Source organism: Hyalangium gracile (assembly GCF_020103725.1).
GTDB lineage: Bacteria > Myxococcota > Myxococcia > Myxococcales > Myxococcaceae > Hyalangium > Hyalangium gracile.
Genome location: NZ_JAHXBG010000019.1, coordinates 58,578 through 75,251, shown reverse-complemented (window position 1 = coordinate 75,251; position 16,674 = coordinate 58,578). Strand labels below are relative to the sequence as shown.

At 69.1% G+C, this 16,674-nt stretch carries 16 protein-coding genes; 7 read left to right on the top strand and 9 right to left on the bottom strand.

The features are described 5' to 3' along the window. Positions 1 to 154 precede the first annotated feature (154 nt). From KY572_RS32120 to KY572_RS32095, 6 genes are all read left to right on the top strand, one after another. On the top strand, positions 155 to 1,360 hold the full coding sequence (locus KY572_RS32120) for a hypothetical protein (RefSeq protein ID WP_224247462.1): 1,206 nt from the start codon (positions 155 to 157) through the stop codon (positions 1,358 to 1,360). After that, the gene (locus tag KY572_RS32115) at positions 1,357 to 2,115 is read left to right on the top strand and encodes a ferritin-like domain-containing protein (RefSeq protein WP_224247461.1); all 759 of its coding nucleotides are present in this window, start codon (positions 1,357 to 1,359) and stop codon (positions 2,113 to 2,115) included. Before KY572_RS32120 ends, KY572_RS32115 begins: the two co-directional genes overlap by 4 nt. Before the next feature lie 128 nt (positions 2,116 to 2,243). Then, a complete protein-coding gene (locus KY572_RS32110) occupies positions 2,244 to 2,750 on the top strand; it encodes a TspO/MBR family protein (protein WP_407660026.1) in 507 nt (168 codons plus the stop codon). 162 nt (positions 2,751 to 2,912) lie between these two features. After that, positions 2,913 to 3,449, top strand: coding sequence for an RNA polymerase sigma factor (locus KY572_RS32105; RefSeq protein WP_224247459.1), 537 nt, complete (start codon positions 2,913 to 2,915; stop codon positions 3,447 to 3,449). Continuing rightward, the gene (locus KY572_RS32100; RefSeq protein WP_224247458.1) at positions 3,446 to 4,981 is read left to right on the top strand and encodes a zf-HC2 domain-containing protein; all 1,536 of its coding nucleotides are present in this window, start codon (positions 3,446 to 3,448) and stop codon (positions 4,979 to 4,981) included. The genes KY572_RS32105 and KY572_RS32100 overlap by 4 nt, the downstream gene beginning before the upstream one ends. A gap of 31 nt (positions 4,982 to 5,012) precedes the next feature. Further along, complete coding sequence (locus tag KY572_RS32095) at positions 5,013 to 5,537, top strand: class I SAM-dependent methyltransferase (protein WP_224247457.1); 525 nt, start codon at positions 5,013 to 5,015, stop codon at positions 5,535 to 5,537. 74 nt (positions 5,538 to 5,611) lie between these two features. Here KY572_RS32095 and KY572_RS32090 read toward each other — a convergent pair whose 3' ends face one another. The 8 genes from KY572_RS32090 to KY572_RS32055 all read right to left on the bottom strand — a co-directional run bounded on the left by KY572_RS32090 (position 5,612) and on the right by KY572_RS32055 (position 14,276). Next, entirely contained in the window at positions 5,612 to 5,779 is a 168-nt protein-coding gene (locus KY572_RS32090; protein WP_224247571.1) for a hypothetical protein, read from the bottom strand. 152 nt (positions 5,780 to 5,931) lie between these two features. After that, positions 5,932 to 7,893, bottom strand: a complete 1,962-nt coding sequence (locus KY572_RS32085) for a PAS domain-containing sensor histidine kinase (protein ID WP_224247456.1) — start codon at positions 7,891 to 7,893, stop codon at positions 5,932 to 5,934. Between the two features lie 225 nt (positions 7,894 to 8,118). Then, a complete protein-coding gene (locus tag KY572_RS32080; RefSeq protein WP_224247455.1) occupies positions 8,119 to 8,466 on the bottom strand; it encodes a hypothetical protein in 348 nt (115 codons plus the stop codon). A 32-nt stretch (positions 8,467 to 8,498) separates the two neighbouring features. Next, a complete protein-coding gene (locus KY572_RS32075; RefSeq protein ID WP_224247454.1) occupies positions 8,499 to 9,680 on the bottom strand; it encodes a serine/threonine protein kinase in 1,182 nt (393 codons plus the stop codon). Between the two features lie 157 nt (positions 9,681 to 9,837). After that, the gene (locus KY572_RS32070) at positions 9,838 to 11,571 is read right to left on the bottom strand and encodes a serine/threonine-protein kinase (RefSeq protein ID WP_224247453.1); all 1,734 of its coding nucleotides are present in this window, start codon (positions 11,569 to 11,571) and stop codon (positions 9,838 to 9,840) included. Position 11,572: 1 nt separating this feature from the next. Then, entirely contained in the window at positions 11,573 to 12,460 is an 888-nt protein-coding gene (locus KY572_RS32065; RefSeq protein WP_224247452.1) for a DUF2381 family protein, read from the bottom strand. Between the two features lie 74 nt (positions 12,461 to 12,534). After that, a complete protein-coding gene (locus KY572_RS32060) occupies positions 12,535 to 13,380 on the bottom strand; it encodes a DUF3396 domain-containing protein (protein ID WP_224247451.1) in 846 nt (281 codons plus the stop codon). A 62-nt stretch (positions 13,381 to 13,442) separates the two neighbouring features. Then, on the bottom strand, positions 13,443 to 14,276 hold the full coding sequence (locus KY572_RS32055; RefSeq protein WP_224247450.1) for a hypothetical protein: 834 nt from the start codon (positions 14,274 to 14,276) through the stop codon (positions 13,443 to 13,445). Positions 14,277 to 14,731: 455 nt separating this feature from the next. Here KY572_RS32055 and KY572_RS32050 point away from each other — a divergent pair, with 455 nt between their 5' ends. Further along, entirely contained in the window at positions 14,732 to 15,505 is a 774-nt protein-coding gene (locus KY572_RS32050; protein WP_224247449.1) for a J domain-containing protein, read from the top strand. A gap of 14 nt (positions 15,506 to 15,519) precedes the next feature. On the opposite strand, the gene KY572_RS32045 is transcribed toward KY572_RS32050, so the two are convergent. Further along, the gene (locus tag KY572_RS32045) at positions 15,520 to 16,506 is read right to left on the bottom strand and encodes an endonuclease/exonuclease/phosphatase family protein (protein ID WP_224247448.1); all 987 of its coding nucleotides are present in this window, start codon (positions 16,504 to 16,506) and stop codon (positions 15,520 to 15,522) included. Positions 16,507 to 16,674: the final 168 nt, after the last annotated feature.

Genomic DNA, 16,674 nt, shown 5'->3' with positions numbered 1-16,674 from the left:
GGGCGGCGCCCTTGGAAGATCCGGCGGGCACCCAGGCAGGCCATTGCTCCGCTCCGCAGGACACCAGGCTGCACGACTGTCTCCATTGCCGGACTGCCAGGGGCGCCAGAGCTTTACCCCGATTCGTTTACCTCTCCGCTCAAAGGAGTCAGACGTGGCCCTGGATCTCTTCAAGGAGAAAGGGGTGCCGCTGGATCGCCAGGTCTTCACCTGGAAGGACCTGGTTCAGCGCCCCTACAGCAAGCTGGATGACGACGCCTTCACCCGCGTGCGTGTCATCCTCATGAACGGCATCGAGGCGGACTCGCTGCGCTTCAAGCATATCGTGGCGCGCATGAACCGCGAGCTGCGTGAGCCGCTGGCGCTCATCCGCCGCGCGGAGCACCACCAGCAGACGCTGGTCAACTGGCTCAACCCGCCGGACCAGAGCCCGCTGGAGACGACCCTCGGCTTCGAGCAGGTGGCCATCGAGGTGACGGCCAGCGTGGCCCTCAAGGAGCCTGACCCGTACCTGGCCCAGGCCTATCGCTTCGGCCTGCTGGAGGACTTCGACCACCTGTACCGGTACGCCGCCCTGTATGACCGGCTCGAGGGCAAGGACCCGAACTACCTCATCCAGTCCTACTCGGACATCCGGCCCGGGCGGCCCACCGTGGTGGAGCACCGCCACCCGCTGGATGACCTGCGGCGTCCCTACGACAGGCGCCAGGCGCATCCGCTCTCGAAGATCCACGCGATGCTCATCACCGCGGCCGAGTTCCAGACGCACGACTTCTACATGACCATCGGTCCGATGTTCACCGACCCGGTCGCGCGCCAGCTCTACGCGGAGATCGCCTCCATCGAGGAGCAGCACGTCACCCAGTACGGCTCGCTGTGCGACCCGGACGAGTCGGTGCTCGAGAAGCTGCTGCTGAGCGAGGCCATGGAGGTGTACTGCTACTACTCGTGCCTTCAGTACGAGGGCAACGCCCGCATCAAGGGCATCTGGCAGCGCATGGTGGACTACGAGCTGGGCCATCTGCAGTACGTGATGGAGCTGTTCCAGCGCATCGAGGGGAGGGACCCGGCCGAGGTGCTGCCGGCGACGCTGCCCGACCTCATCGACTTCAAGAGCCACCGCGACTTCGTGCGCCGCACGCTGAACCAGGAGGTGGATCTGCGCGCCAACGGCACGGAGTTCGTGGACAAGGCGGAGATCCCACCCGGGCACCGCTCCATCCTCTACCGTGATCAGCTCAACTCCGAGGGCTCGCCGAGCGAGATCTGCTCCGCGGGTTACCAGTGGACGCCGGGCACCGAGCTCAGCGCGCGGGTGCAGGGCGTGGGCGTCGGGCCGGAAGGGAGGCTGCAGCAATGAAGAAGACATCCAGTGACGTGGGGCTCAACCGCACCGGCATCCAGACGTCGCCCATCGACAGCAAGGAGGCCATCGAGGGGGCACGGCAGGGGCTGCCGAGCTCGCCCGGCACCGAGGCCGGCATCGCCGAGGTGCGCATCCTCTACGGGAAGGAGGGGGACGGCCTGGGGACGGTGCCCGTGCCGGCCACGCTCAAGGGCATGTTCAAGACCGCCAAGGAGATGCTCAAGGGCAACAAGCCCACGGTGTTCATCGACAAGCTGGGCGAGCGGCTCGGCTTCGAGCGCACCGGGGTGCGCCTCTACGAGGCGGCCCTGAGCAAGTTCGACCTGCACGGGACGTGGCCGGGGGGCCCGTCGCGCGAGCAGCTCGAGAAGATCATGCTCGACGAGCTGGCCCACTTCGCGCTCGTCCGCGAGGCGATGGAGAAGATGGGGGCGGACCCCACGGCCCTGACGCCCTCGGCGGACCTGGTGTCCGTGGCGTCCAAGGGCATCCCCGCGGTGCTGACGGATCCGCGCACCAACCTGGTCCAGTGCCTGGAGGCCCTGCTGGTGGCGGAGCTGACGGACAACGCCGGCTGGGAGCTGCTCATCGAGCTGGCCCAGGGGCTGGGGCAGACCGAGCTCGTCGAGCAGTTCGAGGCGGCGCTGGGCACGGAGGCCGAGCACCTGCTGCTGGTGCGGCGCTGGCTCTTCGCGGGCGTGACGGGCGAGGCGGGTGTCCGCGAAGAGGCAGGCATTCCCGCGCCGTGACGTGGTGTGGCTCCGGGAGAGGGGAGGGAGGGGCTCCTCTCCCGTGAGCACCTGGAGGTTTCTGGCTCCCCGGGGGGAAGGCGACTTCCTCCGGGGAGTGTCGTGCATTCCGTGCTGGAGGAGCGACGATGCAGCGGAGTCCCGCCTTGAAGAGTCCTTCGTTGAGGAGTGAGTCCATCGCGGCGCTGGGCGTCTTCGGCGCGTTGACCGCGGGGGCGGCCGCGCTCGGGGCGGGCCCGAGCCATGGCACCCAGCTCTGGTACCGGCGGCTGCGCAAGCCTCCGTTCCAGCCGCCGGATGCCGTGTTCGCTCCCGTGTGGACGGTGCTCTATGGGCTCATCGCCGTCTCGGGCTGGCGGGTGTGGAACCAGGCGGCCGGGCCCGCGCGCTCGCGAGCCCTGGGGCTGTGGCTCGTCCAGCTCGGCTTCAACGCCGCGTGGTCATGGCTCTTCTTCGGCAAGCGCCGCAAGAAGACCGCGCTGGCGGACATCGGCGCGCTCGGCGTCAGCATCGCCGCCTACATCGCCGCGGCGCGCAAGGTGGACCGGCCGGCCGCGGCGCTCATGGCCCCCTACCTGGGCTGGGTGTGCTTCGCCAGCCTCCTCAACGAGGAGATCGTCCGTCTCAACCGGTGACAAAATAATTCTTCTGGAAAGATTCACCCGGGAAGATCTCCGGGGGCCGTCGTTCCTAGGGTGATGGAAGCTGTTGCCCTACACCACGCCGGATGGCCGGAGAGCCTGCTCTTCTCGCGGAGCTTGACTGTCTGGGATCGGACCGAGGAGCCTCCCGGCCGCTTGGATCCTTTGGACCCCGACAGCGCGTGGTTCGCCGCCCTCGTCCGGGAGCATGAACACGCCATCCGGGCCACCGGACTGCGACTGTGTGGCAATGCCGCGGAGGCGGACGATCTCTTCCAGGAGACCTGCCTGCGCGGGTTTCAGAAGAGGGCCAGCTACAAGCAAGGGACGAACTTCCTTGCCTGGATACTCACCATCCTCCGCAACTGCTTCATTGACCGGTTTCGCTCCCGCTCCCGGGAGCGGAGCGCGGATGTCTCCGCCGAGGAGGTGCAGGAGCGCGTCGCTGCCCCCGAGCAGGAGGCCCAGCCCCGGTGGGCTCACATCGGTCCCGAGCAGCTCCAGGAGGCCGTGGAGAAGCTCCCCGAGCAGTTCCGCCTCGTGTACCAGCTCCATGCGCTGGAGAAGCGCTCCTATAACGAGATTGCCGCGCAGCTCGGCATCCCCAAGGACACCGTGGGCACGCGGCTCATCCGCGCGCGCCGCCGCCTGAAGGAGCTGTTGCTGCCCACCGAGACAGGAGGCGATGCATGAGTGGCATGTCCGACATGGGTGACGACATCCATGAGCTCGTGCACGCCTTCGCGGACGGGGAGCTGGAGCCCGCCGAGGCTGAGTCCTTCCGCGGGCACCTGGCTACTTGCGAGCAGTGTCAGGTGGAGCTGCAGGACATCCTGGAGCTCGGAGCCGTGAGCGCGCAGCTGGCCGCGACGGAGAAGAAGGCATCCCCGGCGGGAGAGGAGGCGGCGCGACCAGCGGAGGCGGCCCGGCCGGTGGAGGCACCGCGCTCTTCCCCTGCCGCGTCCCGTGCCTTTCGTCCCACCTGGAGCCGCCGCCGTGTCGGGCTCACCGTCGTGATGGGCGGGGTGCTGGCCGCGGCCTTCGCCCTGGCCGTGCTCCGCAGCCCCGGTGACGGCTCGGGGGGAGGGGACTACGAGACGCTCGCGCTGGCGCCCACACGCTCGATGGAGGCGCGGCTGAGCTACCCGGGGGCCAGCGGCTGGCGGCCGTACGGCGTGAAGCGCTCCGGCAGCGAGCGGACCGTGGAGGTCGTGCCGCTGGAGACGCAGGTGAAGCTGGAGAAGGCGGGTGACGTGCACGGCCTGGCCACCACCTTCCTGATGCGCGGTGAGCGGGATCGGGCCTTCTCGTACCTGGGCAAGCTCTCCACCTCGCCCGAGGTGGACAGCGACCGTGCGGTGGTGGCGCTCTCGAAGGGCGAGCTCGAGCAGGCGCTCACCCTGCTGGAGGGCGTGCTGGCGAAGGCGCCTCGTCACGCTCCGGCGCTGTGGAACCGGGGCCTGGTGCTGCGCGAGCTCGGGCTCGAGCTGGTGGCCGCGGAGAGCTTCGGCCAGGTGGCGGCGCTCAACGAGCCTGGCTGGAGCGACGAGGCCCGGGAGCACAAGGCGTCGCTGGAGCGCCAGGGGCTGGAGCGCCTCAACCGGTGGAAGGCCGTCCGGGATGCCGGCAAGGCCATGGTGGAGCAGGGCACTCCGCTATCCGACGCGCAGGTGCGCGATGCCCCGTCCGTGGCTCGCCGTTCCCTGTACCTGGCGGTCGGCTCCGCGCCTGGCGCCGAGCGTGTGCGCGCGCTGCTCCCCGTGGCGAAGGCCCTGGATGCGCACTACGGCGGCGACGTGCTGCGAACCTATGTCGAGCGCAACGCGCAGCGAGACTTCTCCCAGGCCGCCACGCACGAGGCGGGGGACGCGTGGTTCCTGATGGAGGCGGAGTTGCGGCGGGCCCAGGCGCAGCTGGCCGGCGGTGAGAGCGCCCAGGCGGAGGCCACGCTGAGCGCCGCGCTCTCCGAGTGTGAGCAGCAGCGGCTGGACTCGCGCTGCGCCGAGCTGGAGCAGGTGCTGGCCGGGCTCTACGCGGCCGGGAACCGGCTGCCCGAGGCGCGTGAGCACGCCCTGCGTGGCCTGCGCCAGGCCCGGCGCATCAACGACGCGGACCTCGAGGTGCGGCTGCTGGAGGACCTCGGCGAGATTGCCCGACTGGGAGGCAACGCCGCCCTGTCGCGCGCCTACCTCCAGGAGTCAGCGCTGCGCCAGCCGGCGCACTGAGCCCCGGCAGCTGGCGCGACGCAAGGCACGCATGAGCACGAAGGCACTCCCAGCGCGGCTGACATGGGCGCTCGAGCTGCTGGACGTGAAGCCCGGCGATCGCCTGCTGGAGATCGGCTGCGGTCGCGGCGTGGCCGTCTCCGCGATCTGCGAGCGGCTGGAGCGCGGGAGGATCCTGGCCATCGATCGCTCGGACGTGATGATCCGCGCGGCGGAGGCCAGCAACCGCGAGGCCGTGGCCTCGGGCAAGGCGTCGTTTCGCGCCACGGCGCTGGCCGACGCGGACTTCGAAGGAGCCCGGTTCGACAAGGTCTTCGCCGTGAACGTCAACCTGTTCTGGCTCGAGGCCTCGGCGGAGCTGGCCATTCTCCGAGCCGTCCTGGCCCCGCGCGGCGCGCTCTATCTCTTCTACCAGCCGCCCACGAAGGAGAAGCTGCGGCCCCTGGGCGTCCAGCTGACGGCCCGCCTCGAGGACAACGGCTTCCGCATCGCGTCCACGCGTACCGCGACTCGCGGCTCCGCGCCGCTGCTGTGCGTGGTGGCGACGAAGGCGTAGGGCCAGGGGCCCGACACAGCGAGGGCCACGACCCTCGGAGAGGAGCGTGGCCCTGCGTGCGTCACCCGCGGTTGTCAGTTCCTGAAGCGCGTGGGCTTGAGCGGGTTGAGGGCCAGCATGACGGCGAAGTAACGAGCCTGGACCTCATTGGTGCAGCGCACTTCCTGGATGCGGCCACCCATCTTCACGCGGATGAGCCAGCCGTCCTTCTCACGAGTCAGGGTGGGGGTTTCGGTCGTCATGGCGTCCATTCCTTGTGGTGATCCTCCCATCTCTCCTCCCTAGCAGCCTGCATGCCAGCCTTCGGAGCGTGGGATTGCGGGCGGTTGAGCGGCCCAAGCGAACACCCGTGGACACCCGGGCTGTCATTCTTGCAGCCCCCTCTGCAAGACTTTCAGTGTACGGAGTGGCCCGAGGCCTGCTCGAGCGACTCCGGGGCCTGCTTGAGTGTCGGCAGCGCGACATAGAATGTGGAGCCGCGGCCTACCTCGCTCTCGACCCAGATGCGACCGCCGTGACGCTCGACGATGTCGCGGCAGATGTAGAGCCCCAGCCCCAGTCCTCCATAGGAGTGCGTGGAGACGTTGCGCGCCCGGAAGTAGCGCTCGAAGAGGTGCTGCTGCTGGTCGGCGGGGATGCCGATGCCCGGGTCCCTCACGGCCAGCAGCACCAGGTCGCCGCGTGGCTCCAGGGACACGTGGATGGCGCCCCCGTTCGGGCTGTACTTGAGCGCGTTCTCCAGCAGGTTGGAGATGACCTGCTCCAGCCGGTACGGATCGCCGAGCACCTGCGGCGACCTGGCGCCCGGGTGGAAGACGATGCGGTGCTCGGCGTCGTGGGCGCCCTCCATCACGCGGATGACGTGCTCGGTGAGCACGTCCAGCCGGGTGGGCTGTGGGTGGAGCGCGAGCCCTCCGGACTCGATGCGCGAGGCGTCCAGCAGATCATTGATGAGCGCGGTGAGGCGCAGCAGGTGCTGGCGCGCGTGGCGCAGGGCGGCGGGGTCCACGGGCTCGCCGCGCTCCAGCCGGCGCTCGAGGCTGGCCAGGCGCAGGGAGAGCGGCGTGAGCGGCGTCTTCAATTCGTGCGAGGCGACGGTGAGGAAGTCGTCCCGCACGCGCACGGCCTCCTGGGCCTCGCGGTAGAGCCGGGCGCGCTCCTGCTCGGCCTGCCTGCGCTCGGTGATGTCCTCCACCATCGCGCCGATGCCCAGCAGGCGGCCGTCGCCGCCGCGGACCGGGTAGAAGCTGGCGGCCCAGATGCGCGGCGGGCCGTCGTCGCAGAAGTCCTGGCTGTTGAGCTCGAACTGCTCCACCGGCTTGCCGGAGTCGAGCACGCCTCGGAGGAGCCGCTCCAGCCTGTCGCCCCTGGGGCCGAGCATCTCGTGAGGCCGGCGGCCGATGTGCGCCTCGATGGGTTGGTGGATGAGGCGCGCCAGCATGTCGTTGACGCGCACGTAGCGCAGCTCCGGATCCAGGAAGGCCATGCCGATGGGCGCGGCGCGCAGCAGCGTGTCCACGAGCACGGACTGGGTGGCGCGCTCCTCCTCCATGCGCCGCTGCACGGTGACGTCCTCGATGATGCCGACCCCGCCGTTCACCTGGCCCTGCTCGTCGTAGCAGGGGGCGAAGTGGGCGCGCACGGGCGTCAGCTTGCGGGCGGTGACGGAGGAGTAGTCCCCCTCGAAGTGGGTGTGCTCGCCCAGGAGGGTGGCGCGGACGCAGCGGATGATGCGCTCGTCCCGCAGGGTGAGCAGGTTGAGGCCGATGAGCAGCCGCTTGGACGAGCCGATGAGGCGGACGAAGTAGTCATTGCACAGGGTGATGACGGGCGTCTTGTCGAAGTGGAAGATGCCCAGCGGCGCGTTCTCGATGATGAGCTGGTAGTGGCGATCGACGACGCTGAAGGTGCGCGCCGCGCCGATGTGGCCGTCGTGCCAGAGCTTGAGGGAGACGTCCTGGACGAAGGGCTCGGGGGTGAAGCTGGGGGCCTCGGGGAGGCGACGCAGCGACAGGACGATGCGCTGGTCCTCCTGGTGATGGGAGTGGCCCGTGGTGACTTCCAGCAGCAGCTCCTCGCCGCCGTGGCGCCGGAGGGGGACGAGGGTGGGGCGGCCGCCGAGCTGGGGCCGCCTGTCGAGCAGATAGCGGAGCAGGGAGCGACCATCGACGGTGTGCAGGCGCTCGGGGACGAGGGCAGTGAAGGGCCGGCCGCGGAGCTCCTCGTCCCTCCAGCCGAGCAGCCGCTCGGCGGAGGGGGACAGGTGGACGATGCGCTCGGCGCCATCGCACGCCACGAGGGGGTCGGCGATGGCGTCCAGCAGCAGCTTGAACTCATCACGGGTTGAGGATGTCACCGACGGACTTCTCCTCGAGTGCGCTGGAGGCTCGGGCGGACAGCGGCAGGTGCTCGAGCGGGCCTCTTCACCCGGGTTCGGACCGCTCGGGAAGGGCGCGCATCCCCCCTTGCTAGAGATAGGCACGGTCCGGATGTGAGGCTCAGCCTGGCGGACGAGGGCAGCGCGCAGGGCACTCACCGGGCGCGCGAGCGGGGGAGGGCCCGCTCCGGGGGAGGGAGGCGCTCAGCGCTTGCGGCGGCCGCCCCGGGTTCCCAGACGGGATCTCCGCGCGCGGGGCTCCGAGGACTCCAGCTGGAAGCGCTCACAGTTGTTGGTGAAGGCCTCGGTGAGGCGGCGCGCGATGGATGGATCCGTGGTGAGGATGCTGAAGGGGTGCTCGCGGTTGCTGAGCTCGCCGCAGAAGAAGGTGGCACTCGGCGTCTTCTTCAGGGGACGGCAGGTCGTCCAGGAGGCCACCGGATGTGACGCGAGCACGGCGAGCAGCGCGTCGATGGTGGCAGGGGGCTCATCCGGCGCGTGGGTGCCGTTGCGGATGATGCGGGTGTAGGGCGCGACGGGCTTCCTGGGCATGGGCGGTTCCCCGGGCTTGGTGTGAGAGCCGATCAGGCGCGGCGGCCAGAATCCGTGGTGAGTTCGTCGGGAGGCAGGGGGATGCAGTCCGGGAAGACGCCGGGCTCCGTGGGAGTGACGTGCTCCTGGTGCGAGCGGGCCACGGCCAGGGAGTGGCGGACCTCCGCGGCGGCCTCGGCCGCGCCGTACCCGGTGCTGAGCGCGGCGAGGCAGGCACGCAGCTCCGCCTCCAGCGCCGCGGCTGTCGGTAGGCGGGCTGTGGGAGCTCGCTGGAGCAGGCGCCACAGGATTCCGCGCAGGGGCTCGCTCAGCGGCTGGAGCACCCGCTCGAGCTCCTGGGGTGCGTAGGTGGCGGCGCGGAGGATGAGCTCATCCACCTCGTCCGGCAGCTTCGCCTCGACGGCGGTGAGTAGCGCGCCGAGCACCTGCTCCTTGACGGGAGGGGTGAGCGCCTGGGGCAGCGCGTCCCAGTCCGTCGAGTCCAGGTTGTAGAGGTGGTGCCACGTGGCCAGCTCCAGGAGGACCAGGCCCAGCGAGAAGAGATCCGAGCGCGCATCCAGGGTTCCACCGAGCAGGGCCTCGGGCGCGGCGAAGTAGACGTTGCCCCGGGGACGCGGGAGCGAGGTGGGCTGTCGGCCCGGCAGGCGCGAGTGGGCCAGGCCGAAGTCCGTCAGCGTCACCTCTCCCAGTGGCCCCAGGATGATGCGCAGGGGGTTGATGTCTCGGTGGAGGATGTGGAGCGGGTGGCCCTGCGAGTCCAAGCGGGTGTGGGCGTGATGCAGGGCGCTGGCCACCTCCGCGCCCACGTGGAGGACGAAGGCCTCGGAGAAGCGGACGCCGCGCATCATCGAGGTGGTGAGGAGCGTGTTGAGGCTCCAGCCCTCCACGAAGTCCATGACGACGAAGAGCTCCTCCCGCGTCTCATGGCGGCCGCGCAGGCGCGCGATGTTCGGGTGCTGGAGGTAGGTGGCCAGGCGGACCTCTTCCTCGAGACGCGCGCGGATGTGCTCCCGCGTGGCGGCGTCCTCCTGGGTGAGCGGCAGGCGTTTGATGACCACCTGCGCGCCGATGGACCGGCCCGTGCGCTGGCGCGCGAGCACGGTGGACTCACCGTGATGGCTGATCTCCAGCTCCCGGATGAGCTCGTAGGAGACGTCTCCCTGAGAGAAAAGGATGACGCCCTGGGGCAGCCAGGGATGTGAGGTGGGTGCCATGGAAGTGCCTCGCGCGCGTGGCGAGGCACCACGCGCTGACAAGCCGAAGACTACCCGGAACGTCACATGAAAGGGAAGGACCTTCCAGGTTACAAGTGACGAGTCGGGGGAGGGGGCGCGGGTCGCCGGGGTGTCAAGGAGGCTTACACGGCCCGCGTCAGTGCCAGCGGTCGGTGAAGCAGGCACCTACGTGGTGGTACATCATGACCGTGCCTTCACGGGGGCCGGGTCCTCGCTTATGGATGCCCCAATCATCTTCGTTCTCGCACAGCTCCATGCAGAGAGGGACGCTCGAGCCATCCGGCAGGCGGGCACGAGTGAACCGTCCGAAGATCCGGTCCCCCGGAGCGCTCACCCACAGGTGCCCATCCAGCAGCGTCCCGTCTGGGAACTCGTCAGGGCTGGACTCGAGGTCAAATACGCCGGTGATGGGGCCGTTTTCATAGGCGCCCAGTCCTTCCGTGTCTCCCTTCCGCCTCGCGTCAGGCCAAATTCGGACCGCTGCCATGCCCATGTTGGGTTGATGGAACTTCCTCATGGCCTTGATGGCGTTGTCGGGGCACTCACCGGGTTCAGGCCGCAGCTGGACGGTGGCGCAGCCCACTTCCAGGAACGCGAGCGCGCCTGCCAAGGCGGCACATCGCTTGAGGCTCGGCTTGGGAGGGATGGGGAGCTGCGGCTGCTGGGGCTTGGGCTCCGCTGTCACGGGGGAAGAGGCTTCCGGGGTGCTCCGAGAGTTGCTCACGGCGTTGGTCTCCTTCTGAGAGAGAGGGGAGGTAGAGCCCAGGGAGGGCTGCTGTGGGGCGTGAGCGGCTGGTGACTCCGTCGGGGGATCCGCGCGCGCGGCGAAGAGGATGGCCGCCAAGAGCAGGGCCAGCACCGCGGCTCCCAGCACCGCGACCCACGGCCACCAGGGTCTGCGCGGGTCCTTTCGAGCTTCGGGAGGAGGTGAGGCCGCCGTGCGCCGGGCCAAGGGCGGGTACACCAGCGCATCCCACGCCTCGCCCGGGTCTGCTTTTAGCTCCCCCAGCATGCGGCGCAAGGCGCCGACGCTCGGTGGCCGAAGGTGGGGGTTCGGGTCCAGCAAGGCCATGGTCAGATCACTCAGCGCGGGGGGAACGCGGGGGTTGACCTTGATGGGCGAGGGCGGTGGCAGCGCGTCGTTGTTGAGCGGCAGGCGAGGGTGACGTCCAGTGGGGAGCGGGTCGGTGAGGATGTCGTACAGCGTGGCGCCGAGCGCGAAGAGCTCATCCGTCACCTGAAACGCGTAGCGCGCCTCGGGCGGGTGCGGGTGCTGGCGCTCGAACCTCAAGGCCTCCGGGCTGCGGTAGCGCCGGGTGCCGGGCGGGATGGGCCCTTCCGTCAGGTCCTCCGCCAGCGGGTGGTCGCCCACGCTGAAGTCGGTGATGACGGGGGCGTCATCCTTCTTGCGCACCAGGATGTTGGAGGGCTTGAGGTCGCGGTGGAAGATTCCCTGCTTGTGGGGGACCTCCAGCGCGTCGGCTACGGACTCCATGAGCGCGGCAACCTGGCGGAAGGTGGGCTGGGCATGCTCCATCCACTCGGCCAGTGTGTAGCCCTCCACGTAGTCCTCCACGAGGAAGAAGAAGCCCTCGCGGGGATTCGACCAACGTCCGTGGCTCCACACCCGGACGATGTGAGGGTGGTTGACCAGGCTCAGGCAGGCCAGCTCTCGGCGGATGCGGGCGTCCGTCCGCGCCGTGTCCGCGCTGCCCGCGCGGTGGTGGGCGATCTTCAAGGCGAAGTCCTGCCCCTCCAACTGGACGTGATACACGGCTCCGTAGGAGCCCTGGCCGAGCTTCGCCACCACGCGCCACGCCTGGATGGACGTGCCAGGTGGGAGGTTCGAGGGGTCCGGTTGCGCGCTCATTCTACTCGAGCTCCAGGTCGGGAACGGACAGGCAGCGCTCCTGCGCGCCGTCACACAGCGTCAGGTCATGCAGTGTGCTCGGAGCGAGGAGCTCACCGGGGACCTTCACCTCGATGGCGATGTCTGCCCCCGCTCCGGCACGCAGAGCGGCCTTCGTGGGGAACACCACCCGCACCTGTACGCCAGGTTCGGCGGGCGTGAGGTGGGCTCGGACGGGCATCCAGGGCGCAGTGCCCGTGTTCGTCACGCGCCCGGTCAGCACCATCCAGCCGCGCAGACGGTACGCCCATCCCTTGGAGAAGCGGAGCAGGGCCGGACTGTCACTGGTGGGTAGGATCTTCCGTCGGATTTCGCGCTGGAAGCTTCCGGCCAGCGCCAGGAGGGCCGGGCCGGTCTCCGCGCACTGGCCCTGAATCTTCTCCAGCTCGCGACTCCGTGCCTCGTAGCGGGCGAGCGTGGAGGCCAGCTCGCGCTCGCAGGCTTCCGCGGAGCGCTCCGGGAGGACGAAGTCCACCCGTGCATCCACCTCGGTGGGGTGGGAGATGAGGAGGAGCACGGCCTTGCGGCCATCCACGAAGGTGAGGTGGAGGGCCAGGCGCTCGGTGGCGGCCAGGTCGAGGGCGGGCTTGAGGTAGAGGGCGCGCTCGCCCAGGTCCAGGCGGTGGAAGCGCTCGTGGTCCTCCGCCTGGGCGCGCGCCAGCGGGGCATTGAAGGACAGGGAGGTGAGCACGCCAGCGGCCACTCGCACCTGGGGCACGGGCTCGGCGGGGTCGCGCAGGAGGGAGGCCTGCCGTTCCTTCCGCTCGCGTGGCGCGCGGGGCTGGGCAGGCGTGGCGGCCGCCCACAGCAGGCACGCGCACGCGAGCCAGGCAGTGCTGGGTAGGGACATTCCGATAGGACCTCTGACGTTGAGTCTACCAGAAAGTCCGGCGCGGCGTGTGGGCGGCTGGAGCGGCGCGGCGCTCAGTCGAGGAAGCGGCGCTCCCAGCGGGGAACGTCCTCGCGAGGCAGGCCGGCCAACAATCCGTTGGGTTCGCGGAAGAGCCAGGGTTCGAGCACGCGAGCCAGTTCGCGGTAGGCGGGCAGGGTGTCGCCGCGCTCGGTGTCGCCCGCCTCGGGCCACGCGCCCAGGGTGATGACGGCTCTGTCACCGCCCAGTTCCTGGACAGTGGTGCCAGGAGAGAGGAGGTGGGAGCGCAAGCCATCAGCGCCGCCTAGCTCACCGAGGACAGGCTGCCCGAGGAACGTCAGCCAGTAAGGGCCGGCGACCCGAGTGCCCAGATTCCACGAGCGCCAACTCACGTCGGGAATGTCCAGGCCTGGGTAGCGGAAACAGTACGAGGCGACACGCTGGTCGACTCCAGCCATGTCCAACGCCCCATTGAAGGACAGTCCGGCATGGCCCGAGCAGAACGGCAAGGAAGCAGCCAGGTTCAGCGCCAGTTCGCGCACGCGCTCAGGGCCTTGGGCCTCCAGGAACTCGGTGGGGAGCCAGAAACTCACGGCGCTGACGGCGGTGGCCTTGTCAAAAAGGGGAGGAATCTTCCGAGGCTTGCCCAGGTACTCGAATCGGTATCGGCACTCGAGTCTGGAGGCGTCCTGAAGCTCTACGGAGGCCGATGGGGCTTCACGCAACAGGCGCCAGATCAGCTCCCATCCTGCGGCATCGAGATCCTGCCACTCACCCTCATCATCCGCATAGAGGCCGAGCGATTCAGACCCTACGGTGCTCAGGTAGGTTTTCAATGTGTGCTCCACCTGCCCGGCTATCTCTTCGTGCGGGTACTGCATGTAGAAGGTGAGGCTCAATCCTTCTCGGACGAGGACATACCCATTCTCAGCCAGAATGCGGATGCGTGGAGGATGTTGGGTCATTCAATGACGCCTATGTGAGGTTGTACCCGCTTGGGGACGACCTTTAGCGCACGCTCATAAAGATCTTTCTGAGATATGTCCTCATGAGGATGCCCCTTCGGATGCGCCCTCCAGCGAGAAGGTTTGTCCGTGTTGACGCATGGGAATTTGAAGTCGAAGACGCGCTGGACGTGGAGTGGCTGGCCTGGCAGGTGGATGACGAGGTCAGGCTCAATGGTGCCGCGTAATTCCGCGGCTCGGCCCTGATCGAGCAGGGACTTCACCTCCTCTGGAGACATGAACCGGGTCTCGTTCGTGGAGGGGTCGTAGCGGTAGCGGGGAGAGAGGGTGAAGCCACCGGGCTTGAGCTGCCGCAGCCGCAGTTCGGCACACTCAAGAGCCGCCTGGTGCTGCTCGCGGCCCAGGAGCATGGCGCGGGTGACAGGCTGGCCTTGCGCGTCGTGCTCGACCACTTCCTGGCACTCCTCGCGGGTCGGGCTGCGCTGGAAGTGTCGGTCCATGACGTCCGCGCGGGCCTTGTCGGCGCATTCCTTAAGGGCCTGGCGGATGCGCGTCTCGAGGGTGGCATCGATGGCGGTCTGAACGACCTTGGCTGCGGCGGCGATGCTGAGGAGGGTGGCCTGTGTCCCAGCGAGAGGGGGGATGGTGGCCATCTTCTCGCCGGGCTGAGGAAGGCAGAGGATGGGGGCCTCGCGGCAACCGTTGGAGCCCGAGTCGAGGCCCTGGGCGTACTGGCGAGGCACGCTGTGCGGAGTGACGCAGGCCGTGAGCAGCACGCAGGTGGCGAGCACCGCGGGCCATGGAGACGCGTCACGGCGGGAGCGTCGCATCGGTACCTCGTGGGCGGGAGCAAGAGGATAGCTCAAGCGAGGAAGCGGCGCTCCCAGCAGGGAACGTCCTCGCGAGGCAGTCCGGCCATGTTGCCTCTCGGTTCGCGGAAGAGCCAGGGTTCGAGCACGCAAGCCAGCGATAGGCGAGCAGCGTGTCGCCGCGCTTGGTGTAGCCCGCCACGGGCCACGGGCCCAGGGTAGGGCCCCACTTTCCTCCTGCCGGGCGCATCCTGTCCCAACTGGTCTACTTGTCATACCAGTTCGCTACCAGTCCGCGCACAGGGCGCCTTAGCGCAGAGGGAGGCTACGCGATCACACGGAAGAAGCTCCGCGAAGACTGGGGCAAGAGGTTTTGGACGCTGGCCAGAGCGATCCGGTCGACCCCAACGCCTTGAGTCAGTCGACGCGGTCGGTGGTGCACAACACGGGGCCGGAGCGCGTAGGCTCTGCCCGCCGTGGTGCACGTCCTCTTCTTCTCCGACAGCCAGGTGCGCGACAAGCTCTTCGCCCTCGTGGACGGGACTCGCGGGCTGCTGCTCGTGAAGGGTGTCCGCCACGGCAAGAACATGCGCCCCCCCGAGGAGCGCGAGCCCTTCGACACCCTCGACGCCAGCTTCGGCCACTCCGTCACCCAGGTCATCGTCGCCGACGAGGGCTCCATCGAGGGCATGTGGCGCGATCCCCTCAACGACCTCGGCGCCCGGCTCTACCCTCGCGACAAGGAGCAGGCCTACGCCGCGGCCAGCAACTACCTCCTGCTCGAGAACGGCCGGCCTCGCGCCATCATCCGCAAGCGCGAGACTCCTCGCGAGGAGCTCTGGTTCATCCAGGAAGCCCTCAGCCAGCTCTCCCCGCGCATCCCCCCGCCGGATCCCTCCCGCAAGCCGGGCGGCCCCCGCCGCTCACGCGTCCCCAAGGCCTCACGCCGCCCGCCCGTCTCCGAGGCCACTCCGCCCCGAGGCACCCGCGCCTATTCCCATGCCGAGCCGGACTTCGAGCCCGAGCCCGAGCCGCCTCCGCCCCCGCCCGCCCAGAAGGATCCGTGGACGGTGCTCGGCATCGCTCCCGGCACCTCCAAGGACGAGGCCCGTCGTGCCTTCCGCGCCCTCGTGGCCCAGTACCACCCGGACAAGGTCGCCCACCTCGCCCCCGAGTTCCAGGAACTGGCCGAGCGCAAGACGCGCGAGCTCCTCCAGGCCTGGGAGCAGCTCGAGAAGGAGCTCTCCTGAGCCCGGCCTGACGCTCAGCCCGCCCCCGTCCCCGGCGCCGAGGCCGGCACTCCGTCCTCCAGCGTGAAGCGCGCAATGAGCGGCATGTGGTCCGACAGCCCGTGGAAGCGGCTCGTGGTGTCCCCGAAGGGCCGCGTCTCCTCCATGTCCAGCCACCGCACCCCGCTGCCCGAGAAAAGGTGGTCCAGGTGCATCCGCATGTGCATGAAGCCCGCTGTCGGAAAGCCCCGGATGGCTCGCGGATCGATCTGCCCCACCGCCGCCTGCGCGCACGTCAGGCGCGCCTCCTCGCACAGGTAGCGGAACACCGGCGAGGCCGGCGGCGAGTTGAAGTCTCCGCCCACGATGAACGGCTCGCCCTGCGAGTGCTCCGTCAAGAGCCCCACCAGCTTGCGCGCCTCGTGCAGCTGGTTCACCCCGCACCCCATCTTGTCCTTCGTCGCCCAGAACTCCTTGGCGAACGGCGTCGGCAGGCTCAGGTGCGTGTTGAAGACGTGGAAGGCTCGCCCATCGTCCGCCCGCTGCAGCCGCATGTGCGCGCAGATGCGGCTCTGCTTCCGGTCCTTCAGCCGCTCCACGTGGTGGTAGGTGATCTGCGCCGGCGAGTCCACGTTGTGCCGGTCCACGCGCAGCGTCCTGCGGTTCACCAGCATGGCCAGGCCCGTCGTGTAGAGCGAGAACGTCCCCAGCTTGTAGTGGTGCGCCCGGAAGTAGAACGCGTCGTAGGGCATCTCCCGCCCCTGCGCTCCGAAGATTTCCTCCATGCGGCCCATGAAGGCCTGCAGCTGCGTCTCGCCGGGGTGGCTCGGGCGGTGCGCGATGGAGCTGCGGAACGAGCTCGTCTCCACCTCTTGCAGGCAGACGATGTCCGGCAACGGATCCAGCGAGGAGATCGCCGTCGAGACCCGCCGCTTCGGCCCGACGGTGCTCGCCAGCCCGCGGAGCGCGTGACCGAAGTAGCGGACGTTGTAGCTCACGATGCGCAAGGGTGTGTCGGCCATACCTGGACAGACATTACCAACGTCGCCCGCTTCCGGCCCCAGCTACGACCAGGGAAGAAGCGGCTCTGTGCTTGCCTGGACTCCAGGCCTCCTGATAGGTGCGCAACCCAACCGGGGCCAAGAAGCCACGGGGGGATTCCCCGCTGATAGCGGGCCGGCCGCAAGCGG